The organism is Paenibacillus sp. VTT E-133291, assembly GCF_002264395.1.
GTDB lineage: Bacteria > Bacillota > Bacilli > Paenibacillales > Paenibacillaceae > Paenibacillus_AQ > Paenibacillus_AQ nitricinens.
This window is the reverse complement of the sequence record NZ_NFVA01000060.1, coordinates 20779-43749: the sequence shown is the minus strand read 5'-3', so window position 1 is coordinate 43749 and position 22971 is coordinate 20779. Positions and strand designations below refer to the sequence as shown.

General features: G+C 43.1%; 24 protein-coding genes, 1 tRNA gene and 2 riboswitches. Of the genes, 14 read left to right on the top strand and 11 right to left on the bottom strand.

Annotation, left to right across the window (positions count from 1 at the left end):
- The first annotated feature begins 414 nt into the window (after positions 1–414).
- From guaB to CA598_RS21280, 9 genes are all read left to right on the top strand, one after another.
- Positions 415–1872, top strand: a complete 1458-nt coding sequence (guaB, locus tag CA598_RS21320) for an IMP dehydrogenase (RefSeq protein WP_094873282.1) — start codon at positions 415–417, stop codon at positions 1870–1872.
- 162 nt (positions 1873–2034) lie between these two features.
- Positions 2035–3381, top strand: a complete 1347-nt coding sequence (locus CA598_RS21315) for a D-alanyl-D-alanine carboxypeptidase family protein (RefSeq protein ID WP_094873287.1) — start codon at positions 2035–2037, stop codon at positions 3379–3381.
- Positions 3382–3491: 110 nt separating this feature from the next.
- Positions 3492–4373: a pyridoxal 5'-phosphate synthase lyase subunit PdxS gene (gene pdxS, locus CA598_RS21310; RefSeq protein WP_042123186.1), complete on the top strand. Its 882-nt coding sequence runs from the start codon at positions 3492–3494 to the stop codon at positions 4371–4373.
- A gap of 18 nt (positions 4374–4391) precedes the next feature.
- Positions 4392–4988, top strand: coding sequence for a pyridoxal 5'-phosphate synthase glutaminase subunit PdxT (gene pdxT / locus CA598_RS21305; RefSeq protein ID WP_094877835.1), 597 nt, complete (start codon positions 4392–4394; stop codon positions 4986–4988).
- Between the two features lie 73 nt (positions 4989–5061).
- Positions 5062–6348: a serine--tRNA ligase gene (gene serS, locus CA598_RS21300; RefSeq protein ID WP_094877834.1), complete on the top strand. Its 1287-nt coding sequence runs from the start codon at positions 5062–5064 to the stop codon at positions 6346–6348.
- Positions 6349–6415: 67 nt separating this feature from the next.
- A tRNA-Ser gene (locus tag CA598_RS21295) sits at positions 6416–6504 on the top strand.
- A gap of 174 nt (positions 6505–6678) precedes the next feature.
- Positions 6679–7020 (top strand): hypothetical protein, encoded by a 342-nt coding sequence (locus CA598_RS21290; protein ID WP_094873278.1) that lies wholly within the window; start codon positions 6679–6681, stop codon positions 7018–7020.
- 12 nt (positions 7021–7032) lie between these two features.
- Positions 7033–7185, top strand: coding sequence for a small acid-soluble spore protein P (locus CA598_RS21285; RefSeq protein ID WP_060623882.1), 153 nt, complete (start codon positions 7033–7035; stop codon positions 7183–7185).
- 102 nt (positions 7186–7287) lie between these two features.
- A complete protein-coding gene (locus CA598_RS21280) occupies positions 7288–8379 on the top strand; it encodes a hypothetical protein (protein ID WP_094877833.1) in 1092 nt (363 codons plus the stop codon).
- A gap of 110 nt (positions 8380–8489) precedes the next feature.
- On the opposite strand, the gene CA598_RS21275 is transcribed toward CA598_RS21280, so the two are convergent.
- Together CA598_RS21275 and tadA are read right to left on the bottom strand one after the other, a co-directional pair.
- Positions 8490–9059, bottom strand: a complete 570-nt coding sequence (locus CA598_RS21275; protein WP_094873274.1) for a GNAT family N-acetyltransferase — start codon at positions 9057–9059, stop codon at positions 8490–8492.
- Between the two features lies 1 nt (position 9060).
- On the bottom strand, positions 9061–9585 hold the full coding sequence (gene tadA, locus CA598_RS21270; RefSeq protein ID WP_094873273.1) for a tRNA adenosine(34) deaminase TadA: 525 nt from the start codon (positions 9583–9585) through the stop codon (positions 9061–9063).
- 348 nt (positions 9586–9933) lie between these two features.
- Between tadA and CA598_RS21265 the strand changes: the two genes are divergently transcribed.
- The gene (locus tag CA598_RS21265) at positions 9934–12264 is read left to right on the top strand and encodes a sensor histidine kinase (protein ID WP_094877832.1); all 2331 of its coding nucleotides are present in this window, start codon (positions 9934–9936) and stop codon (positions 12262–12264) included.
- Positions 12251–12952, top strand: a complete 702-nt coding sequence (gene rluF / locus CA598_RS21260) for a 23S rRNA pseudouridine(2604) synthase RluF (RefSeq protein ID WP_094873285.1) — start codon at positions 12251–12253, stop codon at positions 12950–12952. Before CA598_RS21265 ends, rluF begins: the two co-directional genes overlap by 14 nt.
- 101 nt (positions 12953–13053) lie before the next feature.
- Here rluF and motB read toward each other — a convergent pair whose 3' ends face one another.
- Together motB and motA are read right to left on the bottom strand one after the other, a co-directional pair.
- Positions 13054–13872 (bottom strand): flagellar motor protein MotB, encoded by an 819-nt coding sequence (motB, locus tag CA598_RS21255; protein ID WP_094873270.1) that lies wholly within the window; start codon positions 13870–13872, stop codon positions 13054–13056.
- Positions 13856–14659, bottom strand: coding sequence for a flagellar motor stator protein MotA (gene motA / locus CA598_RS21250; RefSeq protein WP_094873268.1), 804 nt, complete (start codon positions 14657–14659; stop codon positions 13856–13858). The genes motB and motA overlap by 17 nt, the downstream gene beginning before the upstream one ends.
- A gap of 206 nt (positions 14660–14865) precedes the next feature.
- On the opposite strand from motA, the gene CA598_RS21245 reads away from it, so the two are divergent.
- Together CA598_RS21245 and CA598_RS21240 are read left to right on the top strand one after the other, a co-directional pair.
- Entirely contained in the window at positions 14866–15159 is a 294-nt protein-coding gene (locus tag CA598_RS21245; protein ID WP_042131745.1) for a hypothetical protein, read from the top strand.
- A gap of 228 nt (positions 15160–15387) precedes the next feature.
- Positions 15388–15675 carry a 4a-hydroxytetrahydrobiopterin dehydratase gene (locus CA598_RS21240; protein WP_042123209.1) on the top strand — a complete coding sequence of 96 codons (288 nt, stop codon included), beginning with the start codon at positions 15388–15390 and terminating at the stop codon, positions 15673–15675.
- 82 nt (positions 15676–15757) lie between these two features.
- On the opposite strand, the gene CA598_RS21235 is transcribed toward CA598_RS21240, so the two are convergent.
- From CA598_RS21235 to CA598_RS21210, 6 genes are all read right to left on the bottom strand, one after another.
- Positions 15758–16114 carry a c-type cytochrome gene (locus CA598_RS21235; protein ID WP_094873267.1) on the bottom strand — a complete coding sequence of 119 codons (357 nt, stop codon included), beginning with the start codon at positions 16112–16114 and terminating at the stop codon, positions 15758–15760.
- Positions 16115–16241: 127 nt separating this feature from the next.
- On the bottom strand, positions 16242–16727 hold the full coding sequence (locus CA598_RS21230) for a GNAT family N-acetyltransferase (protein WP_094873265.1): 486 nt from the start codon (positions 16725–16727) through the stop codon (positions 16242–16244).
- Between the two features lie 202 nt (positions 16728–16929).
- Entirely contained in the window at positions 16930–17421 is a 492-nt protein-coding gene (locus CA598_RS21225; RefSeq protein WP_094873263.1) for a C40 family peptidase, read from the bottom strand.
- Between the two features lie 5 nt (positions 17422–17426).
- Positions 17427–17568, bottom strand: a riboswitch (cyclic di-AMP (ydaO/yuaA leader).
- A gap of 359 nt (positions 17569–17927) precedes the next feature.
- Positions 17928–18356: a C40 family peptidase gene (locus CA598_RS21220; protein WP_042131746.1), complete on the bottom strand. Its 429-nt coding sequence runs from the start codon at positions 18354–18356 to the stop codon at positions 17928–17930.
- Positions 18357–18409: 53 nt separating this feature from the next.
- A riboswitch (cyclic di-AMP (ydaO/yuaA leader) is annotated at positions 18410–18547 on the bottom strand.
- A 213-nt stretch (positions 18548–18760) separates the two neighbouring features.
- Positions 18761–19591: a hypothetical protein gene (locus tag CA598_RS21215; protein WP_143812435.1), complete on the bottom strand. Its 831-nt coding sequence runs from the start codon at positions 19589–19591 to the stop codon at positions 18761–18763.
- Between the two features lie 11 nt (positions 19592–19602).
- Positions 19603–21609, bottom strand: coding sequence for a M1 family metallopeptidase (locus CA598_RS21210; protein ID WP_094873260.1), 2007 nt, complete (start codon positions 21607–21609; stop codon positions 19603–19605).
- A gap of 103 nt (positions 21610–21712) precedes the next feature.
- Here CA598_RS21210 and CA598_RS21205 point away from each other — a divergent pair, with 103 nt between their 5' ends.
- Positions 21713–22219: a YwhD family protein gene (locus CA598_RS21205; protein ID WP_094873258.1), complete on the top strand. Its 507-nt coding sequence runs from the start codon at positions 21713–21715 to the stop codon at positions 22217–22219.
- A gap of 101 nt (positions 22220–22320) precedes the next feature.
- Here the strand turns inward: CA598_RS21205 and CA598_RS21200 are convergent, their stop codons facing one another.
- Positions 22321–22794, bottom strand: a complete 474-nt coding sequence (locus CA598_RS21200) for an AbrB/MazE/SpoVT family DNA-binding domain-containing protein (RefSeq protein ID WP_094873257.1) — start codon at positions 22792–22794, stop codon at positions 22321–22323.
- Between the last annotated feature and the right edge of the window lie 177 nt (positions 22795–22971).

The following is a 22971-nucleotide window of genomic DNA, read 5'->3' as shown; positions in this document are numbered from 1 at the left end:
AGTCATCGACAGTGGTCTTTTTGTTGTATTATTGAAGAATTCATTAGGGTTTATTTTGAGATACTACATTAGAGATAGGTGTAAGCATTGGTGATGGGTATGGTGGACTGTATAATTTCACCACTAAATGTCCACTCTGTGCGGACAATAGTCCAATAATTCGCTTACGCGGGAGTCGTTTTTTGAATACCTACTCTGATGATGTAATGTTCTTGACAGTCCAAATGCCCTTTGCTAAGATGGCAATAATATATTTTTGGATAAGCATCTCAAACCTAAATTGAAGATATGAACTTGTTCAACTTCCAGATGTACAGAGTTGTCTGTCGTGAATGGACTTAAAGTCGAAGGTTCTTCTTTTATAAAGTTTGTAGGCGGGTATAATTTAAAAACAACCGAGGAGGAATGACCCAGGTGTGGAAAGATAAGTTTGGTAAAGAAGGTCTGACTTTTGATGATGTGCTGTTGGTTCCGCGTAAATCTGAGGTACTGCCGAAGGAAGTAGATTTGACTACAGTTCTAAGTAAGAATGTGAAGTTGAACATCCCGCTTATGAGTGCAGGTATGGACACAGTCACAGAAGCGGCTATGGCCATTGCTATTGCTCGTGAGGGTGGTATCGGGATTATTCACAAGAATATGCCTGTAGAGCAGCAAGCGGAAGAAGTGGATCGTGTAAAACGTTCCGAGAGCGGAGTTATTACTAACCCATTCTCTCTTTCAGCAGAACATCTGGTATCCGATGCTGAACTGCTGATGGGTAAATATCGTATTTCCGGAGTACCGATTGTAGACAGTGACAACAAACTGGTCGGTATTCTAACTAATAGAGATTTACGTTTTATTCATGACTTTAATATTCCAATCAAAGAAGTTATGACACATGAGAATCTCGTGACTGCTGCTGTAGGTACGACACTTCAAGAAGCAGAAGGCATCTTACAACGTCATAAAATTGAGAAATTGCCGCTGGTGGACGAGAATAACGTTCTTAAGGGCCTAATCACAATTAAAGATATCGAGAAGGCGATTCAGTTCCCTAACGGAGCGAAAGATGCACAGGGTCGCTTACTAGTTGGAGCAGCTGTTGGTATCTCTAAAGATACATTCGAGCGTACTGCAGCGTTAGTGAAATCAGGTGTCGATTTGATCGTCGTCGATTCTGCACATGGTCACCACATTAATATTATTGAAGCGGTTCGCCAAATTCGTGAGTTGTATCCTGATCTTACGATTGTTGCTGGTAATGTGGCTACAGGTGAAGCAACCCGTGAACTTATTGAAGCTGGAGCTTCTGTAGTTAAAGTAGGTATTGGACCTGGATCTATCTGTACAACACGAGTTATCGCTGGTATCGGTGTGCCGCAGGTTACAGCCATTTATGATTGTGCAACGGTTGCTCGTGAGTACGGAGTTCCTGTCATCGCTGACGGTGGAATCAAGTACTCCGGTGAAATCACTAAGGCTATTGCCGCTGGTGCTCATGCAGTAATGATGGGAAGTATGTTTGCGGGCACAGAAGAGAGCCCAGGAGAATCTGAGCTTTATCAAGGCCGTAAATTTAAAGTATATCGTGGTATGGGCAGTATGAGCGCCATGAAACAAGGCAGTAAAGACCGTTATTTTCAAGATGACGATAAAAAGCTTGTTCCTGAAGGAATTGAGGGACGTATTGCATTTAAAGGACCTCTTTCGGATACAGTTCATCAATTGATCGGGGGATTGCGCTCGGGTATGGGTTATTGTGGTACGAAGTCTTTGGAAGAACTTCGCAATGATACTTCTTTCATTCGCATCACAAGTGCTGGACTTCGTGAAAGCCACCCACATGATGTGCAAATTACGAAAGAAGCGCCAAACTATTCCGTATAATGGACTAACCGTACTATTTTTTGGACAGACAGGACTATTTCGTCCTGTCTGTCTTTTTTTGCGTGTACCCCTGTGTTAGAATAGAACAAGCTATTGATATGAGGTTTAAAAGGAGAGTAGTAATCATTGAAGCACAAGCAGAAATTTAACGGTAAGCAATTTATGATTAAGACAGCGACAGTAGGTCTGCTTTTAAATATGTTAGTTTCCACTCCACTTCCGGCATTCGCAGAGGAAGGTACGACTACGACCATACAAGCCGGAACTGCAACTCAGACGACTCAGAAAGCAGTAAAGATCCCTTCTGTGGAATCACTGGGGCTAAATTTGAAATCAGCGGTTCTAATCGAACCAACAACAGGTGAAATTCTTCTATCTATGAATGCAGATGAGGCTTTGCCTCCAGCAAGTATGACTAAGATGATGACAGAGTATCTTGTAGCAGAAGCGGTGAAGACTGGACAGATTTCATGGGATCAAAAAGTCATAGTAGGGGAAAATGCGTCTAAACAGGTTGGCTCACGTATTTTTCTAGCGGAAAAAGACGAGCATACGGTTGAAGAGCTCTACATAGCAATGGCTGTCGGATCTGCAAATGATGCTACAGTCGCTTTGGCAGAACTAGTATCCGGGTCAGAATTGGAATTCGTAGAGCTAATGAATCAGACTGCCCAGAAGATGGGTATGAAAACTGCCTATTTTGTTAATTCTACTGGACTAGACAAAGCTGACATGCCTAAGAAGTACCGCTCAACTGATAAGAAAGAAAACGTAATGTCAGCGATGGATGCTGCTATTCTAGCCAAATATATTGTTACTGATCATCCTGATTTTAATAGATTTACAACGGTTCAGTCTTATAAGTTCCGTGAACGCGATACTGCTCCAATGATTAACTTTAACTGGATGTTGGAATCGAATAAGAATATACAGAATTTTAAGGCTTATGCTTATGAGGGACTGGATGGTTTGAAAACTGGCCATACCGCTAGAGCTAAATATTGTTTTGCAGGTACAGCTGAACGTGATGGTATGCGTCTGATCAGTGTAGTAATGGGGGCTAATACAGAGCCACACCGTTTTACAGAGACGAAGAAAGTACTTGATTTCGGATTTAATAATTTTGAAATTAAACAGGTTGTAGCGCCTAAAGCAGTGTTAGCCGGCAACGAAACCGTGCCAGTTCTTAAAGGGAAAAATAAAAAGGTGTCTGTAGTTACGGATGAAGCTGTTTCGTTTATCGTCCCTAAGGGAACAACCTCCCCTCAAATTAAAACAACCGTTGAAATCAATGATCCAGCAACCTTAGTTGCTCCTATAGAACAATCTGCTAAAGTGGGTAAGGTTACTTATTCCTACCAAGTTGAAGGCATGTCTGATGTTCAGCAGAAGACAGTTAATCTGATTACTGCCGAAGAAGCGGAAAAAGCCGGTTGGTTCAGTTTATTCCTTAGAGCCATTGGAGATTTCTTCGGCGATTTATTTACAGGGATCAAGAACTTGTTCTAATGAATATAGCATTGAAAATTGCGTTAATCCGAGTAAGTGGATTGTATATTTCCCTTCATTGGGGTAAAATTACAAGTTAGATTAAGATAGATCATTCGGGGGGCTAGGACATGGAAACTGGAACATCGCGCGTTAAAAGAGGCATGGCAGAAATGCAAAAAGGCGGCGTCATTATGGACGTCATGAATGCAGAACAAGCAAAAATTGCTGAGGCTGCGGGTGCAGTAGCTGTTATGGCATTGGAACGCGTGCCTTCTGATATTCGCGCAGCTGGCGGTGTAGCACGGATGGCCGATCCTACAATTGTAGAAGAAGTTATCAAAGTGGTAAGTATCCCTGTTATGGCTAAGGCTCGTATTGGCCATTACGTAGAAGCAAAGGTTCTGGAATCCTTGGGTGTTGACTATTTGGATGAGAGTGAAGTTCTTACTCCTGCTGATGAAGTCTTCCATATTAATAAACGTGAGTTCACTGTTCCGTTCGTATGTGGAGCTAAAGACTTGGGTGAAGCCTTGAGACGTATTAACGAAGGTGCATCCATGATCCGTACGAAAGGTGAACCAGGAACAGGCAACATTGTTGAAGCAGTGCGTCATATGCGCTTTATCAATAGTCAAATCCGCAAAGTAACTAATTTGTCCAAGGATGAGCTATATAATGAAGCTAAGAACCTGGGAGTTCCTTACGAGCTACTGCTTGAAGTGCATGAGCTTGGTAAGCTGCCGGTTGTTAACTTTGCTGCTGGGGGTGTAGCAACTCCTGCCGATGCTGCCCTGATGATGCATCTAGGTGCGGATGGTGTGTTTGTAGGCTCAGGTATTTTTAAATCGGACAACCCTGAGAAATTTGCCCGTGCGATCGTTGAAGCCACTACACACTATACGGATTACAAACTGATTGCAGAAGTATCTAAGAACCTTGGCGCACCCATGAAGGGGATTGATATTGCAACTCTAACCCCGGCTGAACGTATGTCGGAGCGTGGCCGTTAATAGAGAGAAGGTTGCCGGATGAAAATAGGAGTGCTGGCGCTTCAAGGCGCAGTTACGGAGCATATTGTTAGTATAGAGAAGACCGGAGCAGTGGGCGTACCTATCAAGCGGGTAGAGCAGCTTGAGGAGGTTGATGGCCTAATTATTCCTGGTGGTGAGAGTACAACAATCGGTAAACTGATGCGAAAATATGGCTTCATCGAAGCCATACGTAATTTCTCCAATCAGGGCAAGCCGATTTTTGGAACATGCGCGGGTATGATTGTTCTGGCCAAACAAATTGCCGGAGGCGAACCAGGGCATTTAGAGCTAATGGACATTACGGTGGCTCGGAATGCATTCGGTCGTCAACGGGAAAGCTTTGAATGTGATCTGGAGGTTAAAGGAATTGATGAGCCGGTTCGTGCTGTGTTTATACGTGCACCGCTTATCAACGAGGTAGGCCCGGGTGTAGATGTGCTTACAGTCTATAAAGATGAGATTGTAACTGCACGGGAGGGTCACCTGCTGGTGTCTTCTTTTCATCCAGAATTGACCGATGATTTCAGACTGCATCAATATTTTGCTGATATGGTAGAGGCTACTAGGCAAATGCAACAACAGAATCGCATATAAGAACATCCTGACTCTTTCAAAGCTGTAAGCAGCAATTTGAAAGAGTTTAGGCTGTTTTCAGGAGGGAAACTTTGTGTTAGACGTAAAAGTATTACGCAGTGATTACGCTCGAGTTGAACAAGCTTTAGAGAAACGGGGTAAATCACTGGATTTAATTGCTGATTTTCCACAACTTGATCTACGCAGACGTGAATTACTGCAAGAAACAGAAGGTCTTAAGAACCGTCGTAATACGGTGTCTGGTGAAGTAGCTAAGAAGAAAAAGAATGGTGAGCCTGCAGATGACCTAATTGCAGAAATGCGTACGGTATCTGACCGCATTAAAGAGCTTGATGACGAAGTGCGTGAATTGGAAGTTCAGATTGCTGAACTTACTATGAGTATTCCGAATATTCCGCATGATTCAGTTCCAGTTGGTAAATCTGAGGATGATAACGTAGAATTGCGTCGCTGGTCGGAGCCAAAAGAATTCGGATTTACTCCGAAATCACATTGGGAGCTTGCGCAGCAGCTCGATATTATTGATTTTGAAGCTGCAGCGAAGGTTACGGGATCACGGTTTGTTTTTTATAAAGGACTGGGAGCACGTTTAGAGCGGGCGCTTATTAACTTTATGATGGATCTGCACAGCGGGGAGCATAACTATGAAGAAATGCTGCCGCCTTACATTGTGAATAAAGACAGCTTGTACGGAACGGGACAACTTCCTAAGTTTGAGGAAGATCTGTTTAAGTTACGTGACACTGAATACTATTTGATTCCGACAGCGGAAGTACCTGTAACCAACTACTATCGCGAAGAGATTTTGACTGCAGCAGATCTACCTAAGTATCATGTAGCATACAGCTCTTGTTTCCGTTCTGAGGCGGGTTCGGCTGGCCGTGATACTCGCGGTCTGATCCGTCAGCATCAATTCAACAAAGTAGAGCTGGTAAAGCTTACTACACCTGAATCCTCTTATGAGGAGTTAGAGAAAATGACAGCAGATGCTGAGCGCGTCCTGCAGCTTCTTGGATTGCCTTATCGCGTACTTGGGCTATGTACAGCTGATATGGGCTTTACATCGGCTAAGACGTATGATTTGGAAGTATGGCTGCCTGAGAGTGGAATGTACCGTGAAATCTCTTCTTGCTCGAATACAGAGGACTTCCAAGCGCGTCGGGCAAATATTCGTTTCCGTAAAGATCCGAAATCTAAACCTGAATTTGTTCATACACTGAACGGATCTGCTTTGGCTGTTGGACGTACTGTTGCAGCGATTCTTGAGAATTATCAGCAAGAGGATGGCAGTGTTCTGATTCCAGAATGTCTACAACCGTATATGCGCAATGTGAAATCGATCCAACCTAAAAATATTTAAGAAAACAGTTGCTTTTAATCGCACTCTAGGTTACAATTACTAATGCATGTGAAATTTATATGCATTTGGAGAGGTACCGAAGCGGTCATAACGGGGCGGTCTTGAAAACCGTTAGAGTGCAAGCTCACGTGGGTTCGAATCCCACCCTCTCCGCCATTCCTTTATGAAACTATAAGAAATAAGCAGATAGAAGCCGTCTCCTTTGGAGGCGGTTTTTTTGTTGTGCTTGAAATGGTGCAGTTTCAGGCATTGTTTGATGAACCTAGTTCCATTGAGAATAAAAAGATTGATTTCTCCGCAATGTATTAGGGAAGGAGGATGATCATAATTATGGACAGACAATTGGAAGTAGATCAGCATAATCTTGTCTCGGCCTGGCAAGAACGCCTGCCTGCGTTAATGGAGGATGGGGACAGTTTCAATGTACTAGCGGATGAAGGTGATCCGAATAGTCTGCTTATTCATTTTAATGCTGCGGGACGTCAAGGGTACTCACTTGATTTTCGCTGCAGATATGTAGATAGCAGGGAGGTCGCTGTTGATCTGCTTGATGTGGAGCAGAGTGGAATTCATATTGATGAGCACAATGATGCAGTACAGCTATTAGCACAACAGTATTCACGACAAATTCACGAGTGTGCTCAGGCGCTACAGAGTATAACTAATCCTTAGGAGGAATGAACAATGTCAAAGCCGAAAAGTATCCCAGTTCCCGGGGCACAGCCTAACGATGGCGAGCGCAGAAAGGAGCATAATTCTTCTGCACCAGAGCCACTTTCTGGCTCTAAAAAGGTGAAGCAGGCTAATCATGTTGACCATCATAATCCGCAAGGATAATAAATAAAAACAATAACAATTATAAAGAAGTGTTTCTTGATTTTTACAAATAGTTTATCATAAGGGGGGGAGATTTTTTTTACATGGGAGAGGAGAAAAATAATGAACAAAAAATGGGGTTTATCCACCGCGGCACTGTTGCTTACAGCAGCGGTAATTCTGCCGGGATGTGGAAGTAAACAGGAGGCGCCAAAAGAGGCCTTAAAATCAGCCGCTACAAAAGCGACTGCGATGTCTTCATATGAAATGAAGAGTAAATTCTCGATCAACGATCTAACCATCGAGACCGCTGACGCTGAATCTGCTGCAATGACCACACAGGTACTCAGCATGCTTAAGAACGCTGATATAACTATTGACGGTGTTTACCAGGCTGATCCAATGCAGACAGAGCTAACTATGGTTCTGAATCTTAAGGGAGATATGAGCATGAGCTTCAATGTCCCTATGGTGATGACCACTGAGAAGCTGTATGTTAAGATTCCATCGATTCCGTTCTTTCCGATTCCGGAGACCATCGTCAATAAATTTGTAGAAGTGGATCTAAAGGCGTTGGCAGAGCAAGAGGGTGCTGAGTTTAATCCTAGCTCTCTTGATACACAGAAAATGCAAAAGTTCTCTAATGAAGTAATGGACACTGTATTAGCGGAATATGATGAAGGAAAATATTTTAATGAGCTTAGTCCAAAGGATGCAAATTTACCAGAGGGTGTAGAAGCTAAACAGGTCGTTCAGTTCCAAGTGACGAACGATAATGTTAAAGAAGCAATCACTATCTTCGTGAATAATGCCCTGCCTAAAATCATTGATATTGTGAGCAAGGAAGAGTACAAGGATATGCTGCAAATTAATGATGCGGATCTGGCTAAGGCTAAAGAAGAGATCACATCGAGTGAGACTAGAACTGAATTCGATAAGAGCTTGGCTGATCTTGATAAGTATCTTACGATCAATCAGTTCCATTACAATACGGCGATCAATAAAGACGGATTTGCTGTGTATCAGGATTTATTGATGGACATTAAAGTAAATGATCCGGAAGATGGTACGAACGTAGCCTTCTCTATAAACGGAACAGGTCAATATGACAAGATTAACGAGAAGCCAGTGTTTAAGATTGGCATTCCTCAAGGTGATGATGTAATTACAATGGATCAACTAGAGGAACAATTCGGTAGCTTGGGGACTTATTAATTAAGAAGTTACGAGAGAAAGACCCGCATGCCAGCGTATGATTTACGCCCATGCGGGTCTTTTTTTATTAGAACAATAAGATTATTAATCTTGAACGGGTCAGTAGAAAGTTATTTGTGTTCATCCGGCAGCATATCTTCGGCTAATATTGCGTAGGTTTGATGATCCTGCCAATGGCCGTTTATTTTGAGATACTGGCGGGCGATACCTTCAGGTTTAAATCCGCTCTTCTCCAGCACCCTCCGAGAAGCCTCATTATGCAATAAGACGGCTGCCTGAACCCTATGAAGACCTAAGGCTCGAAAAGCGTAGCCTAGAACTAATCCGACTGCAGCGGTCATGTAACCTTTTGCCTGCATCCGATGATCCATTAGATAGCCTAAATCAGCATACTGTGCTACACCTCTTGAGACATTAGACAGCGTGATTTGACCTATTAATTGTCCATCAAGCAGATAGACACCGAACATATAGGCTCTGTCCTCCAGAGCATCCTCCAGACGCTGATTAATGATCCGTTGTTGACTCTCCAAAGTGTAGAATTGCTCATCGCGTTGTGGTTCAAATGGTTCATGTGTTACCCGATTATTCAAACGCAGCTCCAGTAAGTCCTCTGTATCCTTTAGCTCTAGTGGAGAAATATAGATGCCATGTGAGGTATGATATAAAGTAAGGGTCATTTCAGGTCTCTCCTTTGTCTTCCTTCGATGGTTTTTGACGTAAACGGCGAAAGAATGAGGTTAGTAGGTCTGCACAATCTTCTTGTAAAATCCCCTGAATCACTTCGGTGCGATGGTTAAAACGCGGTTCTTCTAACAGATTCATGAGGGTCCCAGCACATCCAGCCTTAGGATCAGGCGTGCCATACACAGTGAGTGGTACTCTTGATTGTACAATCGCTCCTGCACACATCGGACAAGGCTCTAAAGTAACATACAGCTGGCAATCCAATAGACGCCACGAGTTCATGACATTGCTGGCCTCACGAATGGCAACCATTTCTGCATGAGCTGTAGAATCCATTGTAGTTTCTCTTAAATTGTATCCGCGTCCGATAATTTCACCATGCCGTACGATCACTGCCCCAATGGGAACCTCCCCTAATGCTTCAGCTTTGCGGGCTTCTGCTATCGCCTGCCTCATCCAATGTTCATGAACCGCTCGCATATCATCTAGCGATTCACCTGCTTTAATATTCAAGATCATCTTCCCTTCCTTTATATCCATTGTACAACGAACAAATATTCGTTCTTAACAAAATGTGCATAACTCTGTGGATAACCGCCTACTTATGCACATTTTTGTACACATCGTTTTATAATAAAATGTTTATATGTGCATAAGTTGTGGATGGTTTCTTAGACGCTTCCCATTCTTATTAGGACGCCGAAGGCATTTATATTTGTATATTGTAGAGAAAGACCTTTTAAATTTCAATATTTCTTGAATTGTAACGCTTCATTGAAATGTCTTTTCAAATGTGAGGGCAAAAGGTATGATGTTTATTGTAGGCCCCGCAAGGATTTACCAGTGGATAAGAGGTGAACAAACAGTTTGTCCATAAAGACAAAACTATCTGCTATTATTTTTGGGGCGGTGTTGCTAATTTTAGCACTGAACCTGACATTTAACCTTTATGCCGCCCAAAACAATCTACGGAATGAAAGCATTAATAATATGCAACTAACCGCTATGCAAATGGCCGTTTCTGTAGAACAAAGTAACTATAGCTCTAACTATGTAGAATATCAAATTGCGCATAATTTAAGGATGGCGGCTATCTTTGCCTCCGAGGAGCTGGATCCCGATTATAAGAATATCACGAATGAAGAACTTAAGGTCCTAACTTCCAAGGTGGGCGTGTCTAATATTTCAATTCTGGTAAAGACTGATAACGATATTGTAATAGCAAGGTCTTCGGTGCCTGGTGATATTGGGGTGTCCACAAAGGACTGGGGGTACTGGCACCTGGCCTTTTTGGAGTTGTTCGATAATCAGGAGGTATCCGTGGGTCAGGGGCAGGCCTTGGACCATTTTTGGTCAGGCCCATTTGATTATTCAACCTACAATCTCGATTTCATTGAGAAGTGGGGATATTATCATGATGAAGCAAGTAACTACATCATAAACCCTGTTATCCTCAATAATGCAGCCAGCGACTATGTCAAAATTACCAATCCTGATCAAATTGCAGCGCTGACCAAAGAAGCTAATCCAGGGATCTTAGAACTCACAGGATTTAACCCAGTGACATTTGGTTCGGCGAGTATGAAGGCTGACGGAAGTGACGCATTGAATAAGAATCTTGGTAACCGCCCCATTAAGTATGGTACTTATACTTATGGTAATCTGGAGCGGGATAGAGCGGCGATTCTATTAGCTCAAGAGAAGCAGAAGCCGGTTACACTTGAGATGAAGGTACATGGGGAAAGAGTGCTCAAAAGCTATATCCCTATCGAATCTCCTGGACTGAAGGCTTATGTGATTGGAGTCGTATTGGATTACTCCGTAATTTCATCAGTGGTTCATGAACAATTAATTAATAATCTGACAACATCTCTGTTATTACTTACATTATTCTTGTTATGCAGTTACATACTGTCTGGATTTGTTACTCGTCCGATTCAGGCGATACTTGCCAAAGTGAACGATGTGGCCAAAGGGAAATTCGAGCCTCCACTCAAGGTAACTAGCCGGGATGAGTTAGGGCAATTGGCACTACGAATCAACGCTATGACAGCTCATCTCATGCAGCGCACCAATCGGCTCAAACAGACACTGGAAGAGAACCGAGCAGTTAAGGAACATTTGGAATCCGTCATTAATGGGACCTCTGATGCGATACATACAATCGATATGGACGGCCGAATTACTAGTACGAACAGAGCCTTCGAAGAACTGTATGGATGGAGTGCCAAAGAGGTGCTAGGGAATAAGCCTTACCTTGTGCCTGCGACAGCGCTTAAGCAGGAGGAAGAGCGGCTTGATGCGTTAAAGAGTGGTGCGGCTCTACCACCAATTGAAACCGTAAGACTTAAACGGGATGGAACAATTGTTGAAGTTAGTGTTAGTACCTCAGTGATTCGTGATGAAGACGGGTATCCACATTCCTTTATTCACGTCTCACGTGATATGACCGAACGTAACCGTATGGAAGAACTGCTTAGACGCTCTGAGAAACTGACTACAGTAGGCCAATTAGCCGCTGGAGTTGCACATGAGATCAGAAATCCACTTACAACGCTAAAAGGATTTCTGCAGCTTCAACAAGAAAAGCAGATTTTGGTCCCCCTCCATATTGAACTAATGTTATCTGAGCTCGAGCGGATTAATCTGATCGTAAGTGAATTTTTGATTTTGGCCAAACCTCAAGCTGTTCATTTTCAGGAAAAAGATGTACGGGATATCCTTGGGGATGTGGTTTCTCTTTTAGACAGTCAAGCTCATTTGTTTGGGATTCAGTTTAGTACTACGTTCTCTGAATACCCATCTACCGTACATTGTGAAATGAACCAGCTCAAGCAGGTGTTTATTAACATCGTCAAAAATGCTATTGAAGCCATGCCTGATGGTGGTGTGATTTCAATGGAGTTAAGAAATACCCTGGATTCTGTTTTCATTCTTATTTCAGATCAAGGCGAAGGAATTCCTAAGGATATGCTGCCTAAGCTGGGTGAGCCCTTCTTCACCAATAAGGAATCGGGAACAGGCTTAGGGCTAATGATTAGTCAACGTATTATTCAGGCTCATAAGGGTCATTTGGAAATACAAAGTGAAGTGGGTCAAGGGACAACTGTTATGATCAAGCTGCCTGCAGCTGGTACGGATACCTCTTGGCTTAATATTAAGGATGAACGGAGTGAAGGACAACGTGAGAATCAATAAATTCATCAGTGAGACAGGATACTGTTCACGCCGTGAAGCAGATAAGCTGGTGGAAGGTGGTAGAGTTACGATCAACGGACAACCTGCTGTGCTTGGCAGTCAGGCCGTTCCAGGCGATGATGTAAGAATAGATGGTGTTGCGCTTGAAACATCAAGCCAGACGGTTTACATTGCGTTAAACAAGCCAGTGGGTATCACTTCAACTACAGAACAGCATATTAAGGGTAATATTGTTGATTTTGTAGGTCATCATGAGCGAATCTTCCCGATTGGGCGGCTCGATAAGGATTCAGAAGGCTTAATTCTGCTTACCAACGATGGGGATATCGTTAATAAGATTTTGCGGGCTGAAGGTCGGCATGAAAAAGAGTATGTTGTTACTGTAGACAGACCGATCACGCCATCATTTATTACCGGTATGTCCAGTGGCGTAAAGATATTGGGTGAAAAGACGCTACCTTGTGAGGTTACTCGTATTACAGAGCGTGTATTCCGTATTATTTTGACGGAGGGTAAGAATCGGCAGATCCGCCGTATGTGTAGCGCTTTTGGCTACGAGGTTAGAAAGCTGCAACGCATTCGGATTATGAATATTCGTCTAGGGGCATTACAAACAGGAGAATGGCGTGAGTTGTCTGCTGAAGAGAAGCAAGAACTTGGGGCTACATTGAACTACCAACTTCTATAGCTTAAAAGATCCTAGATTTGAATAAGATTTTGTCAAAAAAGAGCTGCTCCATCGGTCTAAGACCTTGGGGCAGCTCTTTATGCTTTGTGTTAAGGCAACCATTATTCATCAGTAGGAGCTATACCTGAGAACTCTTTGGTTTCTTGATATTTACGAATAATGGATACTTCAACCCGGCGGTTCTTACTTCTTCCAACAGCTGTAGTATTTTCAGAAATCGGGTGGTATTCTCCGTATCCAATCGCACTGAATTTCCGTGGATTCAGGTTCGTATTTGTTAGCAAGATCTTCATGAACTGAAGGGCGCGATCGGCGCTCAGGTCCCAGTTGGAAGAATAGTCGCTATTAGAGATAGGGATATTATCAGTATGCCCTTGCACGACAACATCATAATCCGGGAATTGCTGCAGCATAGTTGAGATGGACTTTGCTAATTGCCGAGAATCATCTTTAACTACAGCCTGTCCGGAAGCGAACAACGCGTTATCGCTTATCGTAATCATAAGCTGAGACTGATTGAGCTTAGTACTGAGAAGATCGGTTAGACCGTTCTTGCTGATATATTGATCAAACTGCTTTTTAAGCTTCTCTAAATCCTCTTGTTCCTTTTGCCGCAGCTTAGCCATTTCTGTTTGTTCGGTTTTCTTGGCTACTGATTTATCCATTTGATCATTTTTTCCTAAATCCTCTTGAGTCTTAGATGGCATTGCCGCCCGCTCTTCAAGAATACCTGTACCGCCATTAAGAGCGGAACTGAAGGCTTGACTCATCTCTTCGAATTTTTTGGCATCCGTTGCACTCATAGAATACATTACGATGAACAAGGCTACCAGAAGGGTCATAAGATCAGAATAAGGCAGTAGCCACGATTCATCGGCGTGTTCTTCATGCTCTTCGTGTCGTCTAGTCTTTTTGCTCACCCGATCCACTCTCCTTCTCAGCATTTAACTTAGCTCGTTCCGAAGGTGTTAGGAAGACAGCAAGCTTCTGATTGATGGCAATAGTGGATACACCGGATTGTATGGACAAAAGACCTTCGACCATCATCATTCGAACTTCAATTTCACGTTTGGAAAGTCGTTTTAGCTTATTGGCAATAGGATGCCATAATACGTAACCTGTAAAGATACCGAGTAGTGTTGCGATGAAGGCAGCCCCGATTGCTGCAGCCAATTTGTTCATATCACTCATATCAGCCAGAGCGGCGATAAGTCCGATAACGGCCCCGAGTACGCCAAGTGTAGGAGCATACATACCTGCTTGTGAGAAAATGAGTGCGCCTGCTTTATGTCTATCCTCTGTGGCGTGGATGTCCTCCATAAGAACATCGCGGACAAAATCCTGATCATTTCCATCAATAATCATCCGCATGCCATTTCTGAGGAAGTTATCTTCTATTTCATCGACTTTCGACTCAAGAGCCAGCAGACCTTCACGCCGTGTAATAGAAGCCCACTCCATGAACATAGTAATTAATTCGGGTTTACTGATTAATTTCTTTTTGACAAAAATCATTTTAAACAGACTTGGAATCTTCTTGACCTCTGAGAACGGAAAGGCCATAAAGATGGAAGCTGCCGTACCCACTAAGATAATAACGTAAGCAGCAGGTGTGGCTAAAGCGTGAAGAGGAGCGTGCTTGAGGATCATACCCCAAATAACTGCAACTAGACCAAAAATTAAACCAAGTATTGTTGAAATTTCCATTATGCACCTCGTCCATGAGATTATAAGATGTGTTCCGACAAAGCCGCGTATATCATCCTTGAAACAGCGGCAAGGCACTCTGTGCGAAACCGAATAACGTATATTCTTATTTATCGACATCATTCCGTTTTTTGTGAAGTCATTTTTTCGGCTATAATGGATAAGGTAAGTAATTATTCATCTGTGGAGAAAACGGAGTGATACATGTGGGTGTAAAGCATGGTAGAGATTACGGTGAAATCCTAACGGATTTGACTGAGGCTGTTGGCAGAATTTCCGATGGGTACTTATTTTTTGAAATGGATCCGGAAGAGTGGCAAGAATTGCCGCAGGAATCCAAGATGGAGGTATGGGAGGCACTGGCTGAGGATCTTTTCTTCGCGCTGGGTAATGAACCTATGATTGAGGTGGGGAGCGGCGTTATCATTTATGATAAGGACACGCACCGCATTAATATTTTAGTCGGAGAAGAGGATTTAGCCTCTGTTGTTTTGATTTAAGAAGAGGGGGCGACGGGGCGTAATTTGCCCGTAGTTAGTAGCCCGTGTTAAAATTGGTGTAGCCGAGTTATAATCGCTGGGATTCTTGAATACATTTAATCGAAAATATTGCCTTTATCCTGGCACATCCCTTGGACCTCAGAAGCTAAGGGATGTTTTGTTTAACGAATAAGACGAGTAATGGGACCTGCGGATTTTACTGCAATTTTTAGTAAGGGAGGAAATGAATTGTTATTTACGGAAGAAGAACTGCGTGAGCAGATCAGCAAGCTGGAAGGTTGGAAGCTGGAAGAGAATACCATGGTGCGAAAATATATGTTCAGCCAATATATGAAGGGTATTGCTTTCGTTGATGAAGTAGCCACCATTTCAGAAGCCTTTGATCACCATCCACATATTACAATTGATTATAAGACAGTGACTTTACGGCTGAAATCAAATGAGGAAGACGGTATTACAGCTCTAGATATTCGAGAGGCACATGAATTTAATGAAGCCTTTGAGAAAAATCGTTAGTGTCACCCAAACTCATAAATAAACGCCCGTGCGCAGATAGTGAACTATCTTCAGGCACGGGCGTTTTTAGTTGCTTTGGTAGTTACTTTTTCTCTGCGAGCCAGAGGGCGACGTTTGCAATCTCCTCAGGGGCTAGCTTTTCTTTAAAGGAAGGCATTTGACCGCGTCCTTTAGTTACAATACTGTAGATTGCTTCAGCATCATGTTGACCGCCTTCATTTTGAAGACTGGGTCCAACTCCACCTTGAAGCTGATCGCCGTGACAGGTAATACAGCTGGCTTTCACGGTTGCTTCCGCCTTTGCTGCATCCAATTGGACTTCCGGCATCGTCGGCTTATTCTGTTCAGCTACCTCTTCTTTACCTGGAAGTGTAAACATAAGTACTACCGCAAAGGCACAGGCGGCAAAAAACAAACCGCTCATGATCCATTTCTGCATCCCAGTTCGTCCCTTCTATGTAAGCTGCTCCCTACATTATAGCTCAAGGTGAAGCGTTATCATAGGGTTTGTGACAAAAAAATGAACGACAATGCCATCAAATCATTGAAAAATATGGAATTTAATATTATTTGTCATAGACCATGCAATAAAAAGGTTTGTTTCCTGTCGGGGTTAGGCGCTCATACGTATCGGTAATCGTAAAACCACACTTTTGGTAAGTTCGGATCGCCCGCTGGTTCCAGGTCAATACCTCTAGATCAATCTCACGCTCAGGATAACGAATTAAGGCTGCTTGCACGATTGCATCCATGAATGTTTTGCCTAGACCTTGACCGCATAGATCAGGGCGCATGCCAATCCCCAAGCGAACAACACCTTCCATTGGAAACAACTGCGCGAATCCACATAAAATCCCTTGCCCATTTAATATGGAGACATATTGCTCATTACGTAGCTGAGGGTCACCGAACTCGATTCCAAGAGCCTGCATTTGCTCCCACGGCATCCAGCCGTAAATATTATAAGGGGCTGTGTAATCCCAGTTGCAAATCTCTTCCGCGTGACTGGTCTCCATAGGCGCTACATGAAAAGTAACAGAGGAATTTATCATAAGGTTAAGGACCTCCTTTCACGGGGGTTACTTTAAAATATAAGAAAGTATACTAATTATATACAAAAATAGGCTTGGTCGACTCAGAAATTTATGAGATTATTGTTTTACAAATTCTGAGAGGGGTAAATACTAAATAAGACAAAAAACAAGCTCTTCCCCAAGAATCAACATCTCGGAAAAGAGCCTATGTACGATTTACTTATTGAACATCATCATTATCTTCTGTCTCAGAAGCAACAGAATGATAAGCATCCGTGCTCATAATGCGTTTAGCACCGATGTAGCGTTTCACGTAGTAGCTATCACTCAGGGAGCTAATCGTTACACCGCGTGAGGAAGATGCGTGTGCAAACTTGCCTTCACCGACATAAATACCGACATGGGAAACACCCTTGCCACTTGTATTGAAGAATACAAGATCTCCAGATCTTAAATCATCTTGGGAGATAGCAGTACCCATTTGAAACTGGGAACCTGATTGGTGTGGTAGGTTAATACCGATTTTATCAAATACATACATTGTAAATCCGGAGCAATCAAATCCATTTGTGGAGATGCCGCCGGATACGTACTTAGTTCCGATGGTCTTGTCGATCACTTTATCCATTTTGGAATCCGCGAAAGCGCTTCCTGCTCCAATGGTGAAAATAATGGAAAAGCTAAGTACTGCTGCTGCTAGCTTCTTCTTCAAAAGTTTATACCCCTTCCGGATGCCTACGAGGTTAGCTTAAGGGTTCGGTTGAAGGTCCCCTATGACCCCTCTAAAAATGGAGGTCAATTCACCCAAAGTTGGTTCCCCCGTTTTCCTAATAGTCAGGAAACTCGGCTGATACTGTTGATTAGGAATAGCTTGTAATCAATACATGACAAAACCTTTGTAAATAACAACTTAATGATTACAAAAATGTTACTAAAATCTTACTGCAGTTATTGTAACAAACAGAGTGCCGCTTGGCAATCGTTTTTAACATAATCATGCAGAAAAATTCGTTTTTTTAAAGACAAAATGCATATGTAAGCGATAATATTAAACTAATTTTTATATTTATTGAAATTTTTATCAAATAAAAGTGTTTAAAGTCTGTTCTAGAGGTGTAAAGAATATAATGAGGCAAAAGAAAACCTGGATTCGATTAAGTCAATAATCAAACCCAGGTCCTATATAATGTAATTGTGTGGTTTAGTTGTGGCGAAGTATTAATCGTAGGCTACAGCTTGATATGAGGAAGTACTCATTACTCTTTTAGCACCAACGTAGCGATTGGCCCAGTAGGACTGGCTAAGTGAAGTGATGGTTACGCCATATGAAGATGATGATTGTGCGAATTTTCCGTTTCCAACATAAATGCCGACATGGGATACGCCGTTGCCCAATGTGTTAAAGAAAACTAGGTCACCTGAACGCAACTTGCTTTTGGCTACAGGAGTTCCAACATTATATTGAGCTTTTGAAGTACGGGGCAAAGAAAGACCCACCTTCTTGAATACATACGTAGTAAATCCAGAACAGTCAAACCCGGCAGTGCTAGTGCCTCCGGTTTTATAGGCAACTCCAATTGTCTTTGAAATAACACTGTCCATCTTAGAATCTGCAAAGGCACTTCCTCCACCAATAGAGAACGCCATCACAAGTCCTAGCGCCGCAGCGACGCATGCTTTTCTTAAATTCTTCAAAAAAATTGTACCCCTTCCAATGCCTGTGAGGTTAGCTTAAGGATTCGGTAGAAGTTTCCCTATGATCCCTGCAAAGCGAGATCAATTCACCCAAAATATGGTTCCCCCACTTCCTGGTGCCAGGAATTCGGCGTTTTATGCACCAGATAGTGACTTATCGACAAAACTACGATAAATACATGAAGTTATGTAGAAATCGTTTCAAATGATTACAAACTTGTTACCAATGGAACAGGACTTATTGTAACAAAGTCTTTATGATTTTGCAAATCGACATAATTTTCTATAACGCGAAAGAGTCCCGGCTCCTGATTGAGGAACCGGGACTCTTATATTATGTGCTGTAAGACCTTGAATTATTGTGGGAATGCTTTACTGTGCCATAGATGATATTGTGCTGAGATTCCCCACATTTTGAAGAGTGTAGAAGGCAGGGGTGAGATTTGACGGATAATCAGCGCCGGTAGGCCAGGGCAGAAGAGACCCGTTAGTCCGCATATTAGCAAAAGAACCAGACCTGCTGCACCAAGTAGGATTGAAATGCCTATTGCTGGAATCAGCGACTTCAAGCAAATGAATAGGGAGGAGAACATCCCCGTGCCGCTGGTATAACCAAACTGCATATATAGAAGGAACAGGCGTACGATAAAGATGTATATAAGCCATGCCAATACGTATGGAATTAGATGAAGTAACAAAGAGTAGTTCAAAAAGGAGGACAAGAATAGCCCGTACATTTTTGGAGCGAGCCAGTATAACGGAAGTAGTGCGAGCACCCACTCGATTAGACTGAAGATAAACACAGGAAATCCATAAAGCTTCATACCGGGAAAAAAGAACAGGCCACGCTCTCCTTTTCGCTCCTGATGGAGTTCATGCAGTAATCCTGACCTTATGAAGGGGGAGAGCAGAAGTCGAAAGACAACAAGTCCTAGGAACATCCATAACCAAGTACGTATCGCAGGATCTGTGTTCAAGCTGAACTGTCCTTCGACATAATAGAGTAGTCTGCCCATTCCGCTGCCTCCAGCGTCTTTATCTGGATAGCGCAGCAGAATAGGAACGATAGCAGACCGGATGAAGCCGTACATAAAGTAGCCCCAGAGCAGTCGGTAGATGAAGAGCAGAATCAGAATATAAAATTGCTCCTTCATGCTTTGCCAGCCGCGGGTTATCGATGTTCTCACAATCATTCACCTCACCAGACAAGAGTTCCGAGCACGGTTTCAACTAGTTTAGTTACACTTAATGTCCAGCGGGAGAGTGTTTTGGGCTCTATTTCCGCCAGTCTGAAGTTGTTCAGATGTTTGCTTTCTAAAAGAACGGTATGCTCAGGATCAACCTCAGCAGAGAGGAGAAGCTTATCGCTTAACAATTGGAATGTAGTCTCTGCCCCTTCACCGCTCCAGACCCGCTCTGTCGCAGAGCCATCGTCGAATGTGAATTTAATGGGAACGTCAACATAATGGCTCCCTTTGTTTGTAATCTTTACTATGGATTCATAGCTCTGAGCATCGCTGTTGCCATTCTTTTTAATCGTAATCGTATCTACTGAGAAATCAGGAGCACCACCACCATAAATATAATCTTCGAAATAAGGCTGCCATGATTTTTTGGTTATCTTCTCAACGACTTTTTGAAAATCAGATGTAGTGGGGTGCTGGAAACGGAATTTACGTGCGTAAGTGGACATGATGCTGTTCATTGCTTTAGTGCCTACTTGGCGTTCAATATCCTTGAGTACTAGCTTTCCGCGAATATACACATTCCGGCTATAGGATTCTGCCCCGGCGTATTTCCATGTCTCTAAATTTAGCGGCTCTGATTTGGTCACCAGGCTGGACTGAAGAGGGAGATTCGTTTTGATGCCATATTCTTGCTCCATGAGTCTGTCTTCAGCATAAGAAGTAAAGCTTTCGTCTAACCAAGCCTCCTCGAATTCATTGCTGGCCACCATACCGTAGAAGTATTGATGGCCAATCTCATGAACGACGGTTCTTTCAAGTGAGGTGTCAGGAGAAGAGTCTGTCGCTCCAAACGCTGTAACGAGTGTTGGATACTCCATTCCTCCAGCTCCATTGCCCTCCTTAGGCGGAACGACAATAGATAGCGTCGAGTAGGGATAAGGACCATACCATTTGCTGAAGTAGGTCAGAGCAGCCTTAGCGGCCTGAAGGTATCGTTCCTTTAAGTCTTTGTGTAATGGATCGAGATACACCTTAATCCGTACACCAGGCACTTCTGGCGTAGAGAAGGCTTCTTCGGCTACTGTAAAATCAGGAGATGCCGCCCAAGCAAAGTCATGGACATCGTCAGCGTAGAACTGATATATTTTTTGATCTTGCTTTAGCTTGGCACTCTTCACAGGAAATCCGGTCGCAGCTACCGTGTAGTCGGAAGGAACCGCAATCGTTACATTAAAGATGCCAAAATCGCTGTAAAACTCAGAGGTGCCGTGATACTGATGCAAATCCCAGCCTTCCTCCTTAACCCCACGTGTGCCCATAGGCTCGTATACACTAAGTTTAGGGAACCATTGCCCAGCCATCACGAAATTGCCTGATGCGCCCATACGGGCAAATATTTTGGGGAGCTGGACCTCGTACCGGAGTTTAAGCGTGACACTTTCTCCACCATTAACCGGCTGTGGGAGATGTACCTTTAGGAGTGTCTTATCGTTGACGTTACCATCATCGGGCTGTACAAATTGCACTCTTTGCATTAGAGAAGTTCCTTCTGTTGTGCGCAAATCGGTTAAAGTCATATTTCCGAAGCCGTTCTCTGGCATGGTGTCACTTCGGAGCGTTCCTCCGGACTCCTTCATAAAGGTAGTATCTGGTGAAGAAAAAGCATTAGGATACATATGAAAATATAGATCACTTACCGGTTTTACACCGGGGTGTGTCCAGGTTACCGTCTCAGAAGCAATTAAGGTTTCTGTATCAGGAACAAGCTGAACATCGATGTGATACTCGACAACTCGTTGACTTAATGCCTCTTCTGCTGGAACGGGGGCGCTATCAGGCAGTGTCTGCTGTGGTGCAGCTGCAGGAGCTGTGCCGCTTGAGGACTTGGCCTCTTTTGAAACAAAGCTAGTAACAGAAGATGTAGAGTTATCCCCCGAATTGACCCATATGCCTCCTAAAAGCACGAGGGTGGCCAGGGTCGCAAAGATGATGATGTACCTTAATGACAGTGACTTCATAGTGTGATTCCTCCCGTGACAAGCATCTACGGGATGTATATGTTTGCAATCGCCGCATTATTAGCTAAAATTAAATTATTCGTAAGAGGAAGGGTGTGCACTCGTGGACAACATACAACCGGAGGGCAAGAAACAGATTGCCTTAAATATTGTGAATGCCAAAAGTAAACATAAAGGCTTTGGAGCAGGCTCTATAGAGCTCAATAACGTATCACCTGTCATTATTGATGGCGGTGAAGCAGTCATTGATATTGGTGCCATGCATGCCAAGAGTAAGGTTGAAAAGGGAATTAAATTCTCCATGAACCGTGAAGATGTACCTAATGGTAGACAGGTTTGGGTGGTATGGGTAGCCGTGGATCGTACACAGGATAGTCAATTTTATGGTGGAATAACGGCCTGCGAAATGTGGATCGATACGGAAGCGCGTCGCGGTTGGAAAATTCTCGCCGAGCATGTCAATAAGTTGGATGCTGCTCTAAAACGCAAAATCGATGTGGGAGGACTTGGCGCAGTTGAAAAAAACGCCCTAAAATCCCTCTTGATCTCTCATAATGAGACATGGTGGACTGCGTCCTCTGATGAGCTTAAGGCTGCACTGACTGAGTAGGAACGAATTACCCGGTCAAGGTTACCTGATACAGAAAAAAGGCTTCGACATCCTGAAATAGGAGAGTCGAAGCTTTTTTGAATTGAACACAATGAATTAGTTTACGATTTGCCTGCCGTACTAAGTTTGCGTTTGAGTTGACTTACTCTGGCTTGACTGATCCCAAGAATTTCAGCAAGCTCTTTCTGATTGGCATATGGATGTTCTTCTATGGCCCGCTCCAGGCGTTGGCACATATCCTCTGTCTTCGTCTTCCGGATCGTGCTGCTGTGCTCTGACACTTCGCTTGCAAAATCTTGGCGTGTCTCAGGCACTTGAGACATGCGTTCAGGGTCGGCAATTTCTTTTAGACAGCTACTGCAAATAAATTGCTCTTTATAGTAGGTGACATGGTCGTGGCTTCTGCAAAACGTACATTCTGTCGAGGTGTACTTCCTGAGTATGATGGTGTTATCGTTTAGTATAAAAAATTCGATAGGATCACCAATGTCGATATTACGAGTCATACGGATTTCTGCGGGAACCACAATTCTCCCAAGACTGTCTAAACTCCGGATCATGCCTGTATCCTTCATCCCATGTCCCTCATTTACATCTTTATATTTTGGTTGCTACTAACTATTATAGCAGTAATTGTGAGTTAAGAGAATGGGGTGAATATAATTAATGAAGCGGTTACATCCTTTGCGGGAGAAGTGAAAATCGAGTTTGGCCATCCTATGGATTCTACAATAAATAAGTAATAAAAAAGA

Bases quoted from the DNA above. Each gene is read 5' to 3' on its own strand.
- CA598_RS21315 (WP_094873287.1), top strand. From the start codon at position 2,035: ATGATTAAGACAGCGACAGTAGGTCTGCTTTTAAATATGTTAGTTTCC.
- pdxS (WP_042123186.1), top strand. From the start codon at position 3,492: ATGGAAACTGGAACATCGCGCGTTAAAAGAGGCATGGCAGAAATGCAA.
- pdxT (WP_094877835.1), top strand. From the start codon at position 4,392: ATGAAAATAGGAGTGCTGGCGCTTCAAGGCGCAGTTACGGAGCATATT.
- CA598_RS21290 (WP_094873278.1), top strand. From the start codon at position 6,679: ATGGACAGACAATTGGAAGTAGATCAGCATAATCTTGTCTCGGCCTGG.
- CA598_RS21285 (WP_060623882.1), top strand. From the start codon at position 7,033: ATGTCAAAGCCGAAAAGTATCCCAGTTCCCGGGGCACAGCCTAACGAT.
- CA598_RS21280 (WP_094877833.1), top strand. From the start codon at position 7,288: ATGAACAAAAAATGGGGTTTATCCACCGCGGCACTGTTGCTTACAGCA.
- CA598_RS21275 (WP_094873274.1), bottom strand. From the start codon at position 9,059: ATGACCCTTACTTTATATCATACCTCACATGGCATCTATATTTCTCCA.
- tadA (WP_094873273.1), bottom strand. From the start codon at position 9,585: ATGATCTTGAATATTAAAGCAGGTGAATCGCTAGATGATATGCGAGCG.
- motA (WP_094873268.1), bottom strand. From the start codon at position 14,659: ATGGAAATTTCAACAATACTTGGTTTAATTTTTGGTCTAGTTGCAGTT.
- CA598_RS21235 (WP_094873267.1), bottom strand. From the start codon at position 16,114: ATGCAGAAATGGATCATGAGCGGTTTGTTTTTTGCCGCCTGTGCCTTT.
- CA598_RS21230 (WP_094873265.1), bottom strand. From the start codon at position 16,727: ATGATAAATTCCTCTGTTACTTTTCATGTAGCGCCTATGGAGACCAGT.
- CA598_RS21220 (WP_042131746.1), bottom strand. From the start codon at position 18,356: ATGGCGTTCTCTATTGGTGGAGGAAGTGCCTTTGCAGATTCTAAGATG.
- CA598_RS21210 (WP_094873260.1), bottom strand. From the start codon at position 21,609: ATGAAGTCACTGTCATTAAGGTACATCATCATCTTTGCGACCCTGGCC.
- CA598_RS21200 (WP_094873257.1), bottom strand. From the start codon at position 22,794: ATGAAGGATACAGGCATGATCCGGAGTTTAGACAGTCTTGGGAGAATT.